The organism is Vibrio sp. B1-2, assembly GCF_963888445.1.
Classification (GTDB): domain Bacteria; phylum Pseudomonadota; class Gammaproteobacteria; order Enterobacterales; family Vibrionaceae; genus Vibrio; species Vibrio anguillarum.
Window position 1 is genome coordinate 201,998 of record NZ_CAWPJH010000040.1, and the last position, 15,515, is coordinate 217,512.

13 protein-coding genes are annotated in these 15,515 nt (G+C 45.5%); 10 read left to right on the forward strand and 3 right to left on the reverse strand.

All coding sequences use genetic code 11. The annotated features are described in order from the left end of the window. Positions 1-189: 189 nt before the first annotated feature. The 6 genes from AACQ75_RS12510 (at position 190) to AACQ75_RS12535 (ending at position 6,892) form a co-directional block, all read left to right on the forward strand. Positions 190-1,821 (forward strand): ABC transporter substrate-binding protein, encoded by a 1,632-nt coding sequence (locus AACQ75_RS12510; RefSeq protein WP_026028151.1) that lies wholly within the window; start codon positions 190-192, stop codon positions 1,819-1,821. Between the two features lie 118 nt (positions 1,822-1,939). Then, the gene (oppB, locus tag AACQ75_RS12515) at positions 1,940-2,860 is read left to right on the forward strand and encodes an oligopeptide ABC transporter permease OppB (protein WP_013856495.1); all 921 of its coding nucleotides are present in this window, start codon (positions 1,940-1,942) and stop codon (positions 2,858-2,860) included. A 15-nt stretch (positions 2,861-2,875) separates the two neighbouring features. Further along, positions 2,876-3,778 (forward strand): oligopeptide ABC transporter permease OppC, encoded by a 903-nt coding sequence (gene oppC, locus AACQ75_RS12520; RefSeq protein WP_026028150.1) that lies wholly within the window; start codon positions 2,876-2,878, stop codon positions 3,776-3,778. Positions 3,779-3,800: 22 nt separating this feature from the next. Beyond that, complete coding sequence (locus AACQ75_RS12525; RefSeq protein ID WP_010319733.1) at positions 3,801-4,772, forward strand: ABC transporter ATP-binding protein; 972 nt, start codon at positions 3,801-3,803, stop codon at positions 4,770-4,772. Beyond that, on the forward strand, positions 4,769-5,761 hold the full coding sequence (oppF, locus tag AACQ75_RS12530) for a murein tripeptide/oligopeptide ABC transporter ATP binding protein OppF (protein ID WP_010319732.1): 993 nt from the start codon (positions 4,769-4,771) through the stop codon (positions 5,759-5,761). The genes AACQ75_RS12525 and oppF overlap by 4 nt, the downstream gene beginning before the upstream one ends. A gap of 180 nt (positions 5,762-5,941) precedes the next feature. Beyond that, positions 5,942-6,892: a glutathione S-transferase family protein gene (locus AACQ75_RS12535; protein WP_094132232.1), complete on the forward strand. Its 951-nt coding sequence runs from the start codon at positions 5,942-5,944 to the stop codon at positions 6,890-6,892. 79 nt (positions 6,893-6,971) lie between these two features. On the opposite strand, the gene pta is transcribed toward AACQ75_RS12535, so the two are convergent. Together pta and AACQ75_RS12545 are read right to left on the reverse strand one after the other, a co-directional pair. Beyond that, on the reverse strand, positions 6,972-9,116 hold the full coding sequence (gene pta, locus AACQ75_RS12540) for a phosphate acetyltransferase (protein WP_013856498.1): 2,145 nt from the start codon (positions 9,114-9,116) through the stop codon (positions 6,972-6,974). Between the two features lie 172 nt (positions 9,117-9,288). Then, the gene (locus AACQ75_RS12545; protein ID WP_013856499.1) at positions 9,289-10,485 is read right to left on the reverse strand and encodes an acetate kinase; all 1,197 of its coding nucleotides are present in this window, start codon (positions 10,483-10,485) and stop codon (positions 9,289-9,291) included. Between the two features lie 348 nt (positions 10,486-10,833). On the opposite strand from AACQ75_RS12545, the gene yfbV reads away from it, so the two are divergent. The 4 genes from yfbV to AACQ75_RS12565 all read left to right on the forward strand — a co-directional run bounded on the left by yfbV (position 10,834) and on the right by AACQ75_RS12565 (position 14,405). After that, entirely contained in the window at positions 10,834-11,286 is a 453-nt protein-coding gene (gene yfbV, locus AACQ75_RS12550) for a terminus macrodomain insulation protein YfbV (RefSeq protein WP_017045157.1), read from the forward strand. A 358-nt stretch (positions 11,287-11,644) separates the two neighbouring features. After that, positions 11,645-12,610, forward strand: coding sequence for an ABC transporter substrate-binding protein (locus tag AACQ75_RS12555; protein ID WP_170888744.1), 966 nt, complete (start codon positions 11,645-11,647; stop codon positions 12,608-12,610). A 59-nt stretch (positions 12,611-12,669) separates the two neighbouring features. Beyond that, on the forward strand, positions 12,670-13,614 hold the full coding sequence (locus AACQ75_RS12560) for an ABC transporter permease (protein ID WP_013856502.1): 945 nt from the start codon (positions 12,670-12,672) through the stop codon (positions 13,612-13,614). Beyond that, the gene (locus AACQ75_RS12565; RefSeq protein WP_010319725.1) at positions 13,611-14,405 is read left to right on the forward strand and encodes an ABC transporter ATP-binding protein; all 795 of its coding nucleotides are present in this window, start codon (positions 13,611-13,613) and stop codon (positions 14,403-14,405) included. Before AACQ75_RS12560 ends, AACQ75_RS12565 begins: the two co-directional genes overlap by 4 nt. A 101-nt stretch (positions 14,406-14,506) precedes the next feature. On the opposite strand, the gene dusC is transcribed toward AACQ75_RS12565, so the two are convergent. Next, positions 14,507-15,463 (reverse strand): tRNA dihydrouridine(16) synthase DusC, encoded by a 957-nt coding sequence (gene dusC, locus AACQ75_RS12570; RefSeq protein WP_088718024.1) that lies wholly within the window; start codon positions 15,461-15,463, stop codon positions 14,507-14,509. Positions 15,464-15,515: the final 52 nt, after the last annotated feature.

The following is a 15,515-nucleotide window of genomic DNA, read 5'->3' on the forward strand; positions in this document are numbered from 1 at the left end:
GGAATTATGCATTTTTTTGCTACGATTTTATGGCAAATTACTTCAATGGTTGCTAATGTGTGCCGCTATCCTTAGGAGTTTTTAGATTTTTCTGCTTAGTTTTTGCGCTAAATAAATCTAAAGTTCTAGCGATGCTAGAGAGCTCTCAAGGAAGTCATGGATGCAAAAATAAAAACTTGGAGTTTATGCATGTATAAAAATAAAATCACCCAAGCCCTTCTTCTAGGGGCGGGTATGGCAGTGGCTGCCACTTCTACTTTTTCTCTCGCGGCTGATGTTCCAGCCGGCACTAAATTGGCCAAAGTTCAGGAGCTCGTTCGTGGTAACGGTACTGAAGTCGCCACACTCGATCCTCACAAATCCCAAGGTGTTCCTGAGTCGCATGTAATTCGTGACTTATTGGAAGGGCTTGTGAACCAAGACTCGGATGGTAAAACCATTCCTGGTGTCGCAGAAAGTTGGGAAACGGCAGACAACAAAACATTCATTTTCCATTTGCGCAAAAATGCAAAATGGTCAAATGGTGATCCTGTCACGGCTGGTGATTTTGTTTTCAGCTTCCAGCGCGCCGTCGACCCTGTAACGGCTTCTCCTTACTCTTGGTATATGGAATATACCAAGATGAAAAATGCAAAAGAGATTATCGCAGGAACGAAAGACAAAAGTGAACTTGGCGTTAAAGCTAAAGATGACCATACACTCGTTGTTGAACTTGAAGATGCTGTGCCTTATTTCGTCATGATGATGGGCCACACAACCGTGAAACCCGTTCATAAAGCAACCGTAGAAAAGTTTGGTGACCAATGGACCAAGCCTGAGCATTTTGTTGGTAACGGTGCCTACGTTGTTGATCAATGGGTTGTCAATGAGCGTTTAGTACTAAAGCGTAACGAGCAATACTGGGACAATGGCAAAACAGTCATTAACAAAGTTACCTTCCTGCCTATTGAAAACCAAGTATCAGAAATGAACCGTTTCTTATCAGGCGAAATCGATTTCACCAATGAATTGCCAACAGAGCACTTCAAGCGTCTGAAGAAAGAACACCCGGAATCAGTATCGATTCAGGGTAACCTATGTACCTACTACTACATTTTTAATACCAAAAAAGCACCATTTGACGACGTTCGCGTACGTAAAGCGATTTCTTACGCTATCGACCGTAACATTGTGAGTGATGCGATTTTAGGTCAAGGCCAAAAACCAGCTTATTTCTTAACACCTGAAATTACGGCTGGCTTTAATCCTCAAATGCCAGCATACGGCAAGATGACGCAAAAAGAGCGCGATGCAGAAGCGGCAAAATTGTTAGCTGAAGCGGGCTTTAATAAAGACAACCCACTGAAATTCAGCCTCCTCTACAATACATCGGAAAACCACAAGAAAATCGCTGTAGCACTGGGTTCTATGTGGAAAAAAACGTTAGGTCTTGACGTTGTATTAGAGAACCAAGAGTGGAAAACGTATCTAGATTCTAAAGATCAAGGTAACTTTGAAGTGGCACGTGCTGGTTGGTGTGGTGACTATAATGAAGCGTCTTCATTCCTAACCTTAATGGTGAGCAATAACACCACGGGTGGTTTGCACTACCAAAGCGCTGAATACGATGCAATTATTGACAAAGCGTTGAAATCAACCTCAGAAGAAGAGCGCACTAAGCTATATCTGGATGCTGAAAAGCAATTAACTAAAGATATGCCAATTGCCCCTATCTATCAGTATGTTAAATCTCGTTTAGTATCTCCTAATGTAGGCGGCTTCCCGGTGAATAATGCGGAAGATAAGATCTACTCAAAAGATCTTTATATCACAGCAAAGTAAGTCCACTTACGCTGATAAAAATATAACGACTTAGACACTGCATGTAGCTATCTTCAGATAGTAATTTACATGCAGCGTCTTTCTAATTTTCATTGTCACAGACTGAAAGAGTGAGTTTATGCTTAAATTCATCGCAAAAAGGATATTAGAAGCGATACCAACCATGTTGGTGTTGATCACGGTATCTTTCTTTCTCATGCGTTTCGCTCCTGGTAATCCATTCTCAAGCGAACGTCCTTTACCACCGGAAGTGATGGCCAACATTGAAGCCAAATATGGCTTAGACAAGCCCGTGTCTGAGCAATACTTCACCTACTTGACCAATATTTTGCAAGGTGATTTTGGCCCATCATTCAAATACCAAGATTATACGGTGAATGAATTGATCGCCGTTGCCTTGCCTGTCTCGGCAAAAGTCGGCTTTATCGCGTTTATTTTTACCGTTATCGCGGGTGTTTCCATTGGCACGATTGCCGCACTAAAACATAACACTTGGATTGACTACACCATCATGTCGACGGCAATGATTGGCGTGGTGATGCCGTCGTTTGTTCTCGCCCCAGCTTTAATTTATCTCTTCTCCTTGCATTGGAAAATATTCCCGGCTGGTGGTTGGTTAGATGGAAGTTTCCAATATTTAGTACTGCCAGTGCTGGGTATGTCGATGCTCTATATTGCCACCTTTGCCCGTATCACCCGTGGCTCAATGATAGAAACACTCAACAGTAACTTTATTCGCACGGCACGCGCGAAAGGATTGAGTTATCCCTATATCGTTGTTAACCATGCTTTGAAGCCAGCTTTACTGCCTGTTGTGTCGTATATGGGGCCTGCATTTGTCGGTATTATTACGGGGTCTGTGGTGATTGAAACGATTTTCGGTCTACCGGGTATCGGTAAGCTGTTTGTTAACGCTGCATTTAACCGCGATTACTCATTGGTGATGGGTGTAACCATTTTAATTGGTTTCCTATTTATTCTTTTCAACGCCATTGTTGATATTTTGCTTGCGGTCATTGACCCGAAAATTCGCTACTAACAGGGACGTATGGTTATGTTAACGAAAAGAGAAAACCTAGCCGCGGTTGAGAAGTTTTCTGAAAACTTAGAAATAGCTGGCCGCAGCTTATGGCAAGATGCGCGAATTCGCTTTATGCGTAACAGAGCGGCAATGGTCAGCTTGTGTATTCTGACAATGATGACCCTTGCGGTGATCGTACTACCGATGATGGCCCCGTATACCTATGACAATACGGACTGGTATTCAATGCACGTTGGGCCCAATGCGGATCATTGGTTCGGCACCGATAGCCTTGGGCGTGATTTGTATGTGCGTACCTTAGTTGGTGGGCGAATTTCGCTGATGGTTGGCGTAATGGGCGCGTTGGTTGCTGTTCTGATCGGCACACTTTATGGTGCGGCGTCGGGCTTCATTGGCGGTAAAGTAGACCGCATTATGATGCGTATTTTGGAGATTCTATACGCTGTTCCTTTCATGTTCCTTGTTATTGTGTTGGTCACGTTTTTTGGCCGCAATATCGTGCTTATCTTCGTCGCTATCGGTGCAATTGCATGGCTTGATATGGCGCGAATTGTGCGTGGCCAAACCTTGAGCCTACGCAGCAAAGAGTTTATTGAAGCGGCGCATGTGTGTGGCGTCAGCAACTGGAAAATTATTACACGTCATATTGTGCCAAACGTGTTGGGTATTGTAGCGGTCTATTCGACGCTGTTGATCCCAAGTATGATTTTGACAGAGTCATTTTTATCTTTCCTTGGTCTTGGTGTTCAAGAGCCGATGACAAGCTGGGGAGCACTTCTACAAGAAGGTTCACAAACAATGGAAGTCGCTATTTGGCAACTTGCTTTCCCAGCCGCGTTCATGGTGGTCACCCTGTTTTGCTTTAACTATGTCGGTGATGGTCTGCGCGATGCGCTTGATCCTAAAGACCGATAATTAAAAGATTAAGGAAGCAATAATGAGCTTATTAGATGTCAAAGATCTGCGGGTCGAATTTACCACTCAAGATGGTATTGTTACCGCTGTCAACGATTTAACTTTTTCACTGGAGCAAGGCGAAACCCTCGGTATCGTAGGGGAGTCTGGCTCTGGTAAATCGCAAACCGTGTTCGCTATTATGGGTCTACTTGCCAAAAATGGTATTATCACGGGTAGCGCAAAATTTGAAGGGAAAGAGATCCTCAATTTGCCAGAAAAAGCCTTGAACAAAGTGCGCGCTGAACAAATTGCGATGATCTTCCAAGATCCAATGACGTCACTGAATCCTTATATGAAGGTCAGCGAGCAGTTGATGGAAGTGCTGATGCTGCACAAAGGAATGAGCAAGTCGGCCGCATTTGAAGAGTCGGTACGTATGCTAGAGGCGGTTAAAATCCCCGAAGCGCGTAAGCGAATTACCATGTATCCGCATGAGTTTTCTGGCGGTATGCGCCAACGCGTTATGATTGCAATGGCGTTGTTATGCCGGCCTAAGTTACTGATTGCCGATGAACCCACCACCGCATTGGACGTAACGGTGCAAGCCCAAATTATGGATTTGTTGAACGAGCTCAAAAGCGAATTCAATACCGCCATTATCATGATCACCCATGATCTAGGTGTGGTTGCGGGTTCATGTGACAAAGTATTGGTAATGTATGCTGGGCGTACGATGGAATATGGCTCTGTGGATGAGATTTTCTACAACCCGAGTCACCCTTACGCTGAAGGTTTATTAAAAGCCATTCCTCGTTTGGATACGGAAGGTGAAATATTACCAACAATTCCTGGAAACCCACCTAACTTGCTACGATTGCCACCGGGTTGTCCTTATCAAGAGCGCTGCCACCGAGTGACAGAACGCTGTAAACGTGAAGCACCTATTTTATTGCCATTTGCCGATGGTCGCCAACGTGCCTGTTTTTCTGATTGGGAGGCTTGGGTTAAATGAGCGAACAAAAACCATTATTACTGGATGTAAAGAACCTCAAAGTTCACTTCAATATTGCCTCTAAATCCGCGTGGCCGTGGTCTAAACCATCCAACCTAAAAGCCGTAGATGGCGTTAATGTGCGCCTATATGAGGGTGAAACTCTCGGTGTAGTAGGCGAATCAGGTTGCGGAAAGTCTACTTTTGCGCGAGCGATCATTGGTTTAGTCGAAGCCACCGAGGGTGAAGTGGTGTGGCTAGGAAATGATTTGACGAAAATGCATGAGGTTGAGCGTCGCAAAACCCGTAAGCAAATTCAGATGATTTTCCAAGACCCACTGGCGTCATTGAACCCAAGAATGTCGGTTGGCGATATTATTGCAGAGCCACTTCAAACCTTTTATCCAGAACTTTCGAAGCAAGAAGTAAAGGATCGTGTAAAAGAGATGATGACAAAAGTCGGTTTATTGCCGAACGTCATTAACCGCTATCCCCATGAATTCTCTGGTGGCCAGTGTCAACGTATTGGTATTGCCCGTGCGCTCATTTTAAAACCGAAAATGATCATCTGTGATGAGCCAGTTTCTGCTTTGGATGTTTCAATCCAAGCGCAGGTGGTTAACCTGCTCAAAGAGCTGCAAAATGAGCTTGGTTTAAGTTTGGTTTTTATTGCCCATGATTTATCGGTAGTGAAACACATCTCTGATCGTGTACTCGTGATGTATTTAGGCAATGCGGTCGAGCTTGGCACCTCTGAGGCGTTGTTTGCGAATCCATCACACCCTTACACCAAAGCTTTGATGTCGGCTGTGCCAATTCCAGATCCAAAACTGGAGCGTGCTAAGAAAATTCAGATGCTAGAAGGGGATTTACCCTCGCCAATCAACCCGCCTTCTGGATGTGTTTTCCGTACCCGCTGTCCTCAAGCGACGGAAATTTGCGCCCAGCAAAAACCGCAGATTAAAGGTAGTGATGAACATGCTGTGTCTTGTTTGCATGTCGAACTCTAAATTTAGCCTGTGACAGGCTTAAGCGCGACGAATTTCTGGGTCGCGCTTTTTTTATCTGTGCGCTTAGCGGGGTAAATCGCACTGTTCAAAATTTCTGAATAACAAGGACAACTTCCTCCGGTTTTACCATTTTCTATCCTACTTATAATAAAAAAGTCATCGGAATGAGGAGTGGAGATTATGGGAAAATTAGTTGAAGGCGTCTGGCACGATGTTTGGTATGACACCAAAAGCAGCGCTGGGCATTTTGTACGCGAAGATGCAGGATTCAGACACTGGGTCGACAGCCAGCCAGATGCACGATTTCAACCAGAATCGGGCCGTTATCATTTGTATGTCTCTTTGGCATGCCCTTGGGCTCACCGTACATTGATTTTTCATCAACTCAAATCACTCACCGAACACATTGATGTCACTGTCGTTTGTCCTGACATGCTAAGTGAAGGTTGGTCTTTTGGTATCCCTGAACCTCTGTTCGGCTATACCAAGCTCCATCAAATCTACACCAAAGCAAAGGTAGATTATTCAGGGCGAGTAACTGTACCTGTGCTGTGGGATAAGAAGACCAATACCATTGTTAGCAATGAATCTTCTGAGATTATTCGCATGTTTAACAGTGCTTTTAATGAGTTAACGGGTAACCAGCACGACTACTATCCGCAAGTACTCAGCAAAGCTATCGATGAATGGAATGCGTATATCTACCCCAATATTAATAATGGCGTTTATCGATGTGGGTTTGCGACCACGCAAGAGGCTTATGACGATGCTTATGATGCACTTTTCACTGCGTTAGATAAGGTCAACAACCATCTAGCAACGCATCGTTACTTGATCGGTAACCAGATCACCGAGGCGGATTGGCGTTTATTCACTACACTTATCCGTTTTGACGCTGTTTATGTCGGGCATTTTAAATGCAATAAACAGCGGATCGCCGATTATGAGAACTTAAGCGGTTACTTAAAAGAGCTGTACCAAATTGACGGAATCAAACAAACGACCGATTTTTACCACATCAAACGCCACTATTATTTCAGCCATATCGGCATTAACCCAACGCAAGTGGTACCTAAGGGGCCGGATCTTGATCTTGATACGCCCCATGAGCGCGGCTTTATTGGGTTATAACGAGGGTGGAAGTGTGTTATAAAAAAGGCTCTTATGTGATACATAAGAGCCTTTTAATCAGCAAGTTAAGCTAAGAATTTTATTTTGTTTCTTGGCTTGCTTGAATCGCCGTCAACGCGATTGTGTAAACAATATCGTCAACCAACGCACCGCGAGACAAATCGTTTACTGGTTTACGCATGCCTTGCAGCATTGGACCGATAGAAACAAGGTCTGCTGAGCGTTGTACAGCTTTGTAAGTTGTATTACCTGTGTTTAGGTCAGGGAAGACAAATACCGTTGCTTTACCAGCGACTGGAGAGTTTGGTGCTTTAGAAGCCGCCACGTTTTCCATGATTGCAGCATCGTATTGCAAAGGACCGTCGATAATAAGATCTGGACGTTTCTCTTGAGCAATGCGCGTCGCTTCACGCACTTTATCTACATCAGCACCCTTACCTGATTCACCTGTCGAGTAGGAGATCATCGCCACGCGCGGGTCAATGCCGAATGCTGCCGCAGAATCGGCCGATTGAATCGCAATTTCAGCAAGCTGTTCAGCATTTGGATCTGGGTTGATGGCGCAGTCGCCGTATACCAACACTTGATCAGGCAATAGCATGAAGAAGATAGAGGATACAATCGAGGCATTTGGCGCGGTCTTAATGATTTGGAATGGAGGAACAATGGTGTTGGCTGTGGTATGAACCGCACCAGAAACCAAACCGTCAACTTCATCCGCTTCAAGCATCATTGTGCCAAGGAATACTGAATCTTGCAGTTTTTCACGAGCCACAACTTCCGTCATGCCTTTTGAACCACGCAGCTCAACCAAGCGAGCAACGTAGTTTTCGCGCACTGAGTCAGCATCGATAATTTCAACGCCAGCACCTAACTCAACGCCTTGCTGCGCAGCAACACGGCGGATTTCATCAGGGTTACCAAGTAGAACACAAGTCGCAATACCGCGCTCAGCACAAATAGAGGCCGCTTTCACTGTGCGTGGTTCATCCCCTTCAGGAAGCACAATACGTTTACCTGCACGACGAGCATACTCAGTTAACTGGTAACGGAATGCTGGCGGGCTAAGGCGACGAATACCTTGCGTGCCTTCAGTGAGCGAATTAATCCAAGGACCATCGATGTGGCTAGCAACATGATCGCTGATGAACTCGATACGTTCTTTATCGTCAGCTGGAACTTCTAAGCTAAAGCTTTGTAGGTTGAGTGACGTTTGCCAAGTGTTACCTTGTGCTTTAAAAATAGGCAATCCGCTTTCAAAGGCTGGTTTACATAGGTTCACAATCTCTTGTGGCATATCGTAACCGCCAGTCAGCAGTACCGCACCAATTTCAACGCCATTCATTGCGGCCAGAGAGGCGGCAACAATCACGTCAGGACGATCGGCCGATGTCACTAAGAGTGACCCTGGCTTAAAGTGCTCAATCATGTGTGGCAAAGAACGCGCACAGAAAGTGATGCTCTTAATACGGCGAGACTTAATTTCACCTTCATTAATAATTTCAGCTTTCAGGTGTTTGGCCATATCAATAGCACGAGTCGCGATAAGATCGATACTCCAAGGCACGCAACCTAACACACGAATTGGGCTAGTGTTGAAGATCTGCATCACTTCTAAATTGGCTTGTTTCGCGCTATCTGCATCATCAAAAATTTCTGATAAGTCAGGGCGAGTGCGGCCTGCTTCATCAACAGGGGCATTAAGCTTGTTGATAATCACACCTGAAATGTTTTTATTTTTTGTTCCACCAAAGTTTGAGCACGCAACTTCAATACGCTCTTTCAACTGAGTTGGGTTGTCCGTTCCCGGTGTCGCGACAAACACAATTTCTGCGCCCAGTGTTTTGGCAATTTCTGCGTTCACTTGGTTCGCGAATGGGTGTTTGCGTGTTGGCACAAGGCCTTCAATCAGCGTTACCTCAGAATCTTTATTGATGTGGTTGTAACGCTCAACGACGGTTTCAAGCAACACATCCATCTTTTCGCTACCGATCAACGTTTCTGCCGCTGACATCATCATCGGTTCTGCAATGCTGATGTCGCTGTTGCGACCGATAATCGTTGAAGTGAGATCAGGTTGATCGCCACCCGAGCGAGGTTGTGCAATAGGCTTATAAAAAGAAACGCTAACACCTTTACGCTCCATGGCGCGAAGGACACCCATGCTCACGCTGGTAAGACCAACACCAGCGCTGATAGGGATAAGCATAATAGTACGGGACATGAGTAGAGTACCTCAAACTATTGAAATCAATCTAACCGAAACTAGATTGAAAAAGGAACAAAGCCCAACATGACCTTCTTCGGAAATAAGCCTGCTGACCTAAATCGCTAGAAACTAAGGGTTGAGCCCCGGTAAAAAACTGGCTAACTCAGAGAGTTAGCCAGAAAGTCAATTAAAGGCCTGCCAGACGAGCAGTATCTTCAGCAATCACTAGCTCTTCATTAGTCGAGATAACCATAGCTGGAATACGGCTGTTTGCCGTTGTGATCACACCTTCGCCGCCAAAACGTGCTTTTAGGTTTGCTGCGCTGTCGACTTCGATACCGAAGATAGCCAAACGGTTTAGTACCATTTCACGGATAGGGCCTGAGTTCTCACCGATACCACCAGTGAAGACGATAGCGTCTAGGCGACCGTCAAGGCTTGCTGTGTAGCCAGCCACGTATTTTGCTAGGCGGTGGCAGAACACGTCCATTGCACGAGTCGCTTCTTCTTTCTCACCGTAGTTATCTTCAACAAAACGGCAATCCGAAGTCACTTGAGTTAAGCCTTGTAGGCCAGACTCTTTGGTTAGCATAGTGTTGATTTGATCAACTGAGTAACCCAGTGCATCGTGCAGGTGGAAGATGATTGCAGGGTCGATGTCACCACAACGTGTGCCCATCACCAAACCTTCAAGCGGCGTTAGACCCATTGAAGTATCAACTGATTGACCGTTTTTGATCGCACAAACAGAAGCACCATTGCCTAGGTGACAGTTGATGATGTTAACTTCTTCAACTGGCTTGTTGAGTAGGCCTGCAACTTCACGAGTGATGAATAAGTGTGAAGTACCATGCATTCCATAACGACGGATACCATGCTCTTTGTATAGATTGTACGGAAGAGCATATAGGAAAGACTCTTCAGGCATAGTTTGATGGAACGCAGTATCAAACACAGCTACGTTTTGAAGCTCAGGGAAGTTTTTCTTAGCGGCTTCGATACCGATGATGTGTGCTGGGTTATGAAGCGGTGCAAAGGTTGCAGCGTCTTGGATACCTTTCAGTACATCATCAGAGATAAGTGCAGATTGAGTGAACTGCTCACCACCGTGTACGATACGGTGACCGATAGCGCCAAGGTTAGCTTTAAGCTCTGGCTTAGAAGCAAGAATAGTTTCAACCATAAACGCGAGTGCTTCTTCGTGCGCTGCACCTTCGCCTAGTTGCGCTTCGTGTTTACCGTCAAGTTTCCACTTGATACGTGCTTCAGGAAGGTGAAGACATTCAGCAAGACCTGATAGGTGCTCAGCACCTGTTTCTGCATCGACAACAGCAAATTTAAGAGAAGAACTACCGCAGTTTAAAACTAAAACTAGCTTAGACATGTGTGACTACCTGTAATAATCGGTTAGGATAAAAATCATTCACAAGAATAGTAGAACCGTTGTGGAGCGCTACTAATCTTGGTCAATAAAACTTGAATTTCCGTATAATGAGACGGGGCTTTTAACGTAAAGTCGTCGATGCATTCCTTGCAGATTTCATCTCGGAGTTGCCTAAATTGTAAATAACGGCAACAATGAGATTGAGGGCTCGCAAAGAATAGCGATAATGGGCCAATATAACAAAAAAAAATTGAAATAATATTAACTTCTATCAATTTTTTACTAGATTAGTTGAATCATTAAACTATTTTTTAGTTGAATGGGCAGCATCGAGAGTGAGGGCGCGCTATGAATAACAAAGTTGGAATCGTTCACAGCCTGAAAGATGGTCAGAAATATATGGATGTTTGGCCTGTGCGCAAAGAGCTAGGCCTCATTTTTCCTGAGCAACGGATCATTAAAGCCACGCGTTTTGGCGTTAAGGCTATGCCAGCTATCGCCGCAATCAGTGTACTGACACAGATGGTTTTTGAAAATACACAGGCGATGCCCCAAGCAGTGGTAGTGGCACTTTTTGCCATAAGCTTACCGCTACAAGGTATGTGGTGGCTGGGAAACCGCGCCAATACCCAACTTCCACCTTCGCTTGCTGGGTGGTACCGAGAGCTGTACCAGAAGATTGTCGATACTGGTTTTGCTTTAGAGCCAATCAAAGCGAAGCCGAGATACAAAGAGCTGGCTGCTATCCTCAACCGAGCATTCCGTCAGTTAGATGAAGCCGCGTTAGAACGCTGGTTCTAGCCACCCAGTTAGCATGTAAATAAAAGGCAAAGAGGACTTCCGCAGTGAACTCCTCTTTGTTATTCAACTTTCGCCTTATTCTTATCTCTCTTTTTGTTACTTTACTGTTAAACCTCACTTCCCTTTAGCCTGAGTTACTGGTAATAATGTTGTCAGCGACGCTCAGTGCGCGTACATAAAAATATTAAAAACACAACATCCAACATGTATACCCAAACAATATGAAGTTGTAAGCAATCTGCAATGGGATGAATCCTAATGTGGCACAGGTTAACTGTGTTTAACGGGATGAGCGCATTTGCTAGCACTGCTACCGCTTTAAGTAGGAAGGGTATAATGCTTAAATCAAGGAGTTAAGATGAAAGCAGGCAAAGCCATTGTTACCGCCGTTTTTGCAGGAGCAGTATTATTCTCTTCCACAAGCATCATGGCCAAAACAGCGAAAGTCGCCGTATCGCAAATTGTTGAGCACCCAGCTTTAGACGCAACCAGACAAGGTTTACTTGATGGTTTAAAAGCAAAAGGTTATGAACAAGGCAAAAATCTAGATTTTGATTTTAAAACCGCGCAAGGCAACCCAGCTATTGCTGTTCAAATTGCGCGCCAATTTGTCGGGGAAAATCCTGATGTGTTAGTCGGCATCGCAACCCCCACGGCGCAAGCGCTCGTCTCTGCAACCAAAACTATTCCTGTCGTGTTCACGGCGGTGACCGATCCTGTCGGTGCTAAATTGGTGAAAAAACTTGAGCAACCGGGTAAGAACGTGACCGGGCTTTCTGATCTATCACCAGTTGAACAGCACATTGAGCTGATCAAAGAGATCATGCCAAACGTGAAATCTATCGGCGTAGTTTATAACCCTGGTGAGGCCAATGCAGTGAGCTTGATGGAACTGCTTAAATCGAGCACTCAAAAACATGGCATTAAACTTATTGAAGCGACAGCCTTAAAAAGCGCAGACGTACAAACTGCGACACAGGCGATTGCCTCAAAATCAGACATTATCTATGCCCTGATTGATAATACCGTCGCCAGTGCGATTGAAGGGATGATTGTTTCGGCAAACCAAGCTAAGACCCCAGTATTTGGCGCAGCAACCTCTTATGTTGAACGAGGAGCGATTGCTAGCCTTGGCTTTGATTATTACCAAATTGGCGTACAAACCGCGGACTATGTTGTCGCTATCTTGGAAGGCCAAGCACCGGGTAAACTGGATGTTAAAGTGGCCAAAGGGTCTGATTTAATGATCAACAAAACCGCAGCGGAAAAACTGGGCGTAACGATTCCTCAGTCAGTACTTGATCGTGCTACGAGCGTAAAATAAAGACCATTCAGAGCTAGAGCGAAGGCTTTAGCTCTGTTTAAGCAGAGAAAGGAGTTGTTATGTCTGCTTTTGCTTTTTTTGGCGCTCTAGAGATAGGGCTGCTGTACGGATTAGTGGCATTGGGTGTTTACCTCACTTTCCGTGTCCTTGATTTCCCCGATTTAAGCGTTGACGGCAGCTTCCCTATGGGCGCTGCGGTGGCCGCAACGGCGATTGTGGCAGGTATTAACCCTTGGGTTGCTACAGGAATGGCAATACTTGCGGGTGCCTTTACCGGTTGGGTGACTGCATTTCTTGCGGTTCGCTGCGGTATTTTGCATCTATTGGCGTCGATTCTCACCATGATTGCCGCCTTCTCCATCAATATTCGTATTATGGGACGCCCCAATATTGCTCTGCTTGGGGAGGAGACCATTCTTACGCCCTTTGAAGCCATGGGTGACTCGGTTTACATTCGTCCGCTGGTCGTGGGTGTATTGGTCTTGATTTCGGCCTGGTTTGTGGTGCGATTATTAAACAGTGACTTTGGACTTGGACTGCGTGCTACGGGTGTTAATGCCCGCATGGTGAGAGCACAAGGCGGAAGCACCTCGTTTTATACCTATTTTGCTCTTGCGTTATCGAATGGTTTTGTCGGTTTTGCTGGGGCACTGTTTGCGCAAACCAACAGTTTTGCTGATGTAACTTCGGGCGTAGGGACGATTGTAGTTGGCCTTGCTGCTGTGATCTTGGGGCAGACGTTGATCCCTGGGCGCCGGATCTGGGTTGCAGTGCTGGCGGTCATCGTCGGTTCAGTGTTGTACCGTTTAGCGGTCGCCTTTGCTTTGAGCTCGGGCATGTTCGGTTTGCAGGCGTCTGATCTCAACTTAGTTACTGCTGTGCTGGTGGCCATTGCACTGATTGCGCCAAAAATGAAAAGGAACTTCAAAGCAAAAAAGGGTAATTCTCCTGCTCAGAAGTCGGTTGTTGCTAAGCAGGATAAAGCGTCAGGAGAAACATTATGATTCGTTTAGAAGATATTCAAGTCACGTTTAACCCTGGCACAATTTTAGAAAATAGAGCGTTAAGAGGTGTTCACCTCGAAGTACCTGAACATCAATTTTTAACTGTGATTGGCTCAAATGGTGCTGGGAAATCGACATTATTAGGCGCTGTAACGGGCGAAACGCCCATGATGGCAGGCAAAGTACTCATCGATGAAGTCGATGTCACGCGCCAGAGCGTGGATCAGCGTGCACGTTTATGCGCTCGCGTGTTCCAAGACCCACTTGCCGGTACATGTGGCGATTTAACCATTGAAGAGAATATGGCTTTAGCCTACATGCGCGGCAAGCGCCGAGGGTGGGGGCTGTCACTTTCTTCATCACGTCGCAAGTTGTTTCAAGAGCGAATCGCTATCCTTGGTTTGGGATTAGAAGATCGTTTAGGCGATAACATCGGCCTACTGTCTGGTGGGCAGCGTCAAGCGGTTAGCTTAGTGATGGCAACCTTATCTGACAGTAAATTGTTACTGCTTGATGAGCACACTGCGGCTCTGGACCCTAGAATGGCGGCCTTTATCATTGATTTGACCAAAACAATCGTCAAAGAATTTAACTTGACGGTGATGATGGTAACGCACTCGATGAAAGATGCTTTAGCGTGTGGTGATCGCACTGTAATGCTGCATCAAGGTGAAATTGTTCTTGATGTGTCTGGTGAGCAGCGTGCCAATATGAAAGTGCCTGATCTACTGGAAATGTTTTCGAAAGTTCGAGGCGAAGAGCTGGCAGATGATAGCCTTCTACTCAGTTAATGGTTTTATTTCGTTATCACAGAGGGTTAGTTAACACAGTGGTTGACTAAGCAGCAACAGGCTTTCTCGGCGTGATGTTGAGAAAGCCTGAAGAAAACGCATTACAAGGTGTTTTGTAACCGATCACGGTAACGCTGAATGTGCTCCACGATAGGTTCCGATTTGGTGAAGGTCCTGATTTCGCGAAATAGCTCGTTAGCTTGAGGATATTCTTGACGTAAGTAGGTAAACCATTGCTTGACTCGGTTGGGATAGTAAAAGCCTTTATCGCCTCTAATTTCAAATTGCGAATAGCGCAGGAGCAGATCAACCACTTCATGCCAAGGCATCACTTTATGGTTATGTTTGACCACATTGCCTAAATTGGGAACGTTGAATGCGCCTCGACAAACCATCAATGACTCTACGCCTGTTGCTTTAATACAGGCTTGACCATCGTCGTAGTTCCAAATTTCGCCATTAGCGATCAGAGGCAGAGACGTCTTCTGGCGTATCTGATTAATGTAATCCCACTTAATTTCACTGGCGCGATAACCGCCCGCTTTTGTTCGGGCATGAACTGTGAGCTCGTTTGCTCCAGCTTGTTCAATCGCATCGACAATTTCAAAGCAGTCGTTAGGGTCTTCCCAACCTAAGCGGATTTTAGCCGAAACAGGGATCGCTTTCGGTACCGCATCTCGGCATGATTTTACCACTTGATAAATCAATTCCGGATGTTGTAACAGCGCCGCACCGCCTTTGTGTTTGTTGACCGTTTTCGCTGGGCAACCAAAGTTCAAGTCAATGCCGTGCGCGCCTAATTCAGCAACTCGTGCGGCATTTTCTGCCATCCAATGTGGCTCTTGGCCGAGCAGTTGAACGTGCACGGGAACACCTGCTTGTGTTTTTGAGCCTGTTTTCAGTTCAGGACAAAGGCGATAAAAAACGTGGTCAGGCAATAATTGGTCAACGACACGCACAAATTCAGTCACGCACAGATCGTAATCATTCATCTGGGTGAGCAGTTCACGCATCAAGTGGTCTAGCACACCTTCCATTGGGCCCAAAATTACACGCATCATCATTTCGCCTTAAAAATTCGAGGCGAGATTGTAGTGGTTACCGAATCAA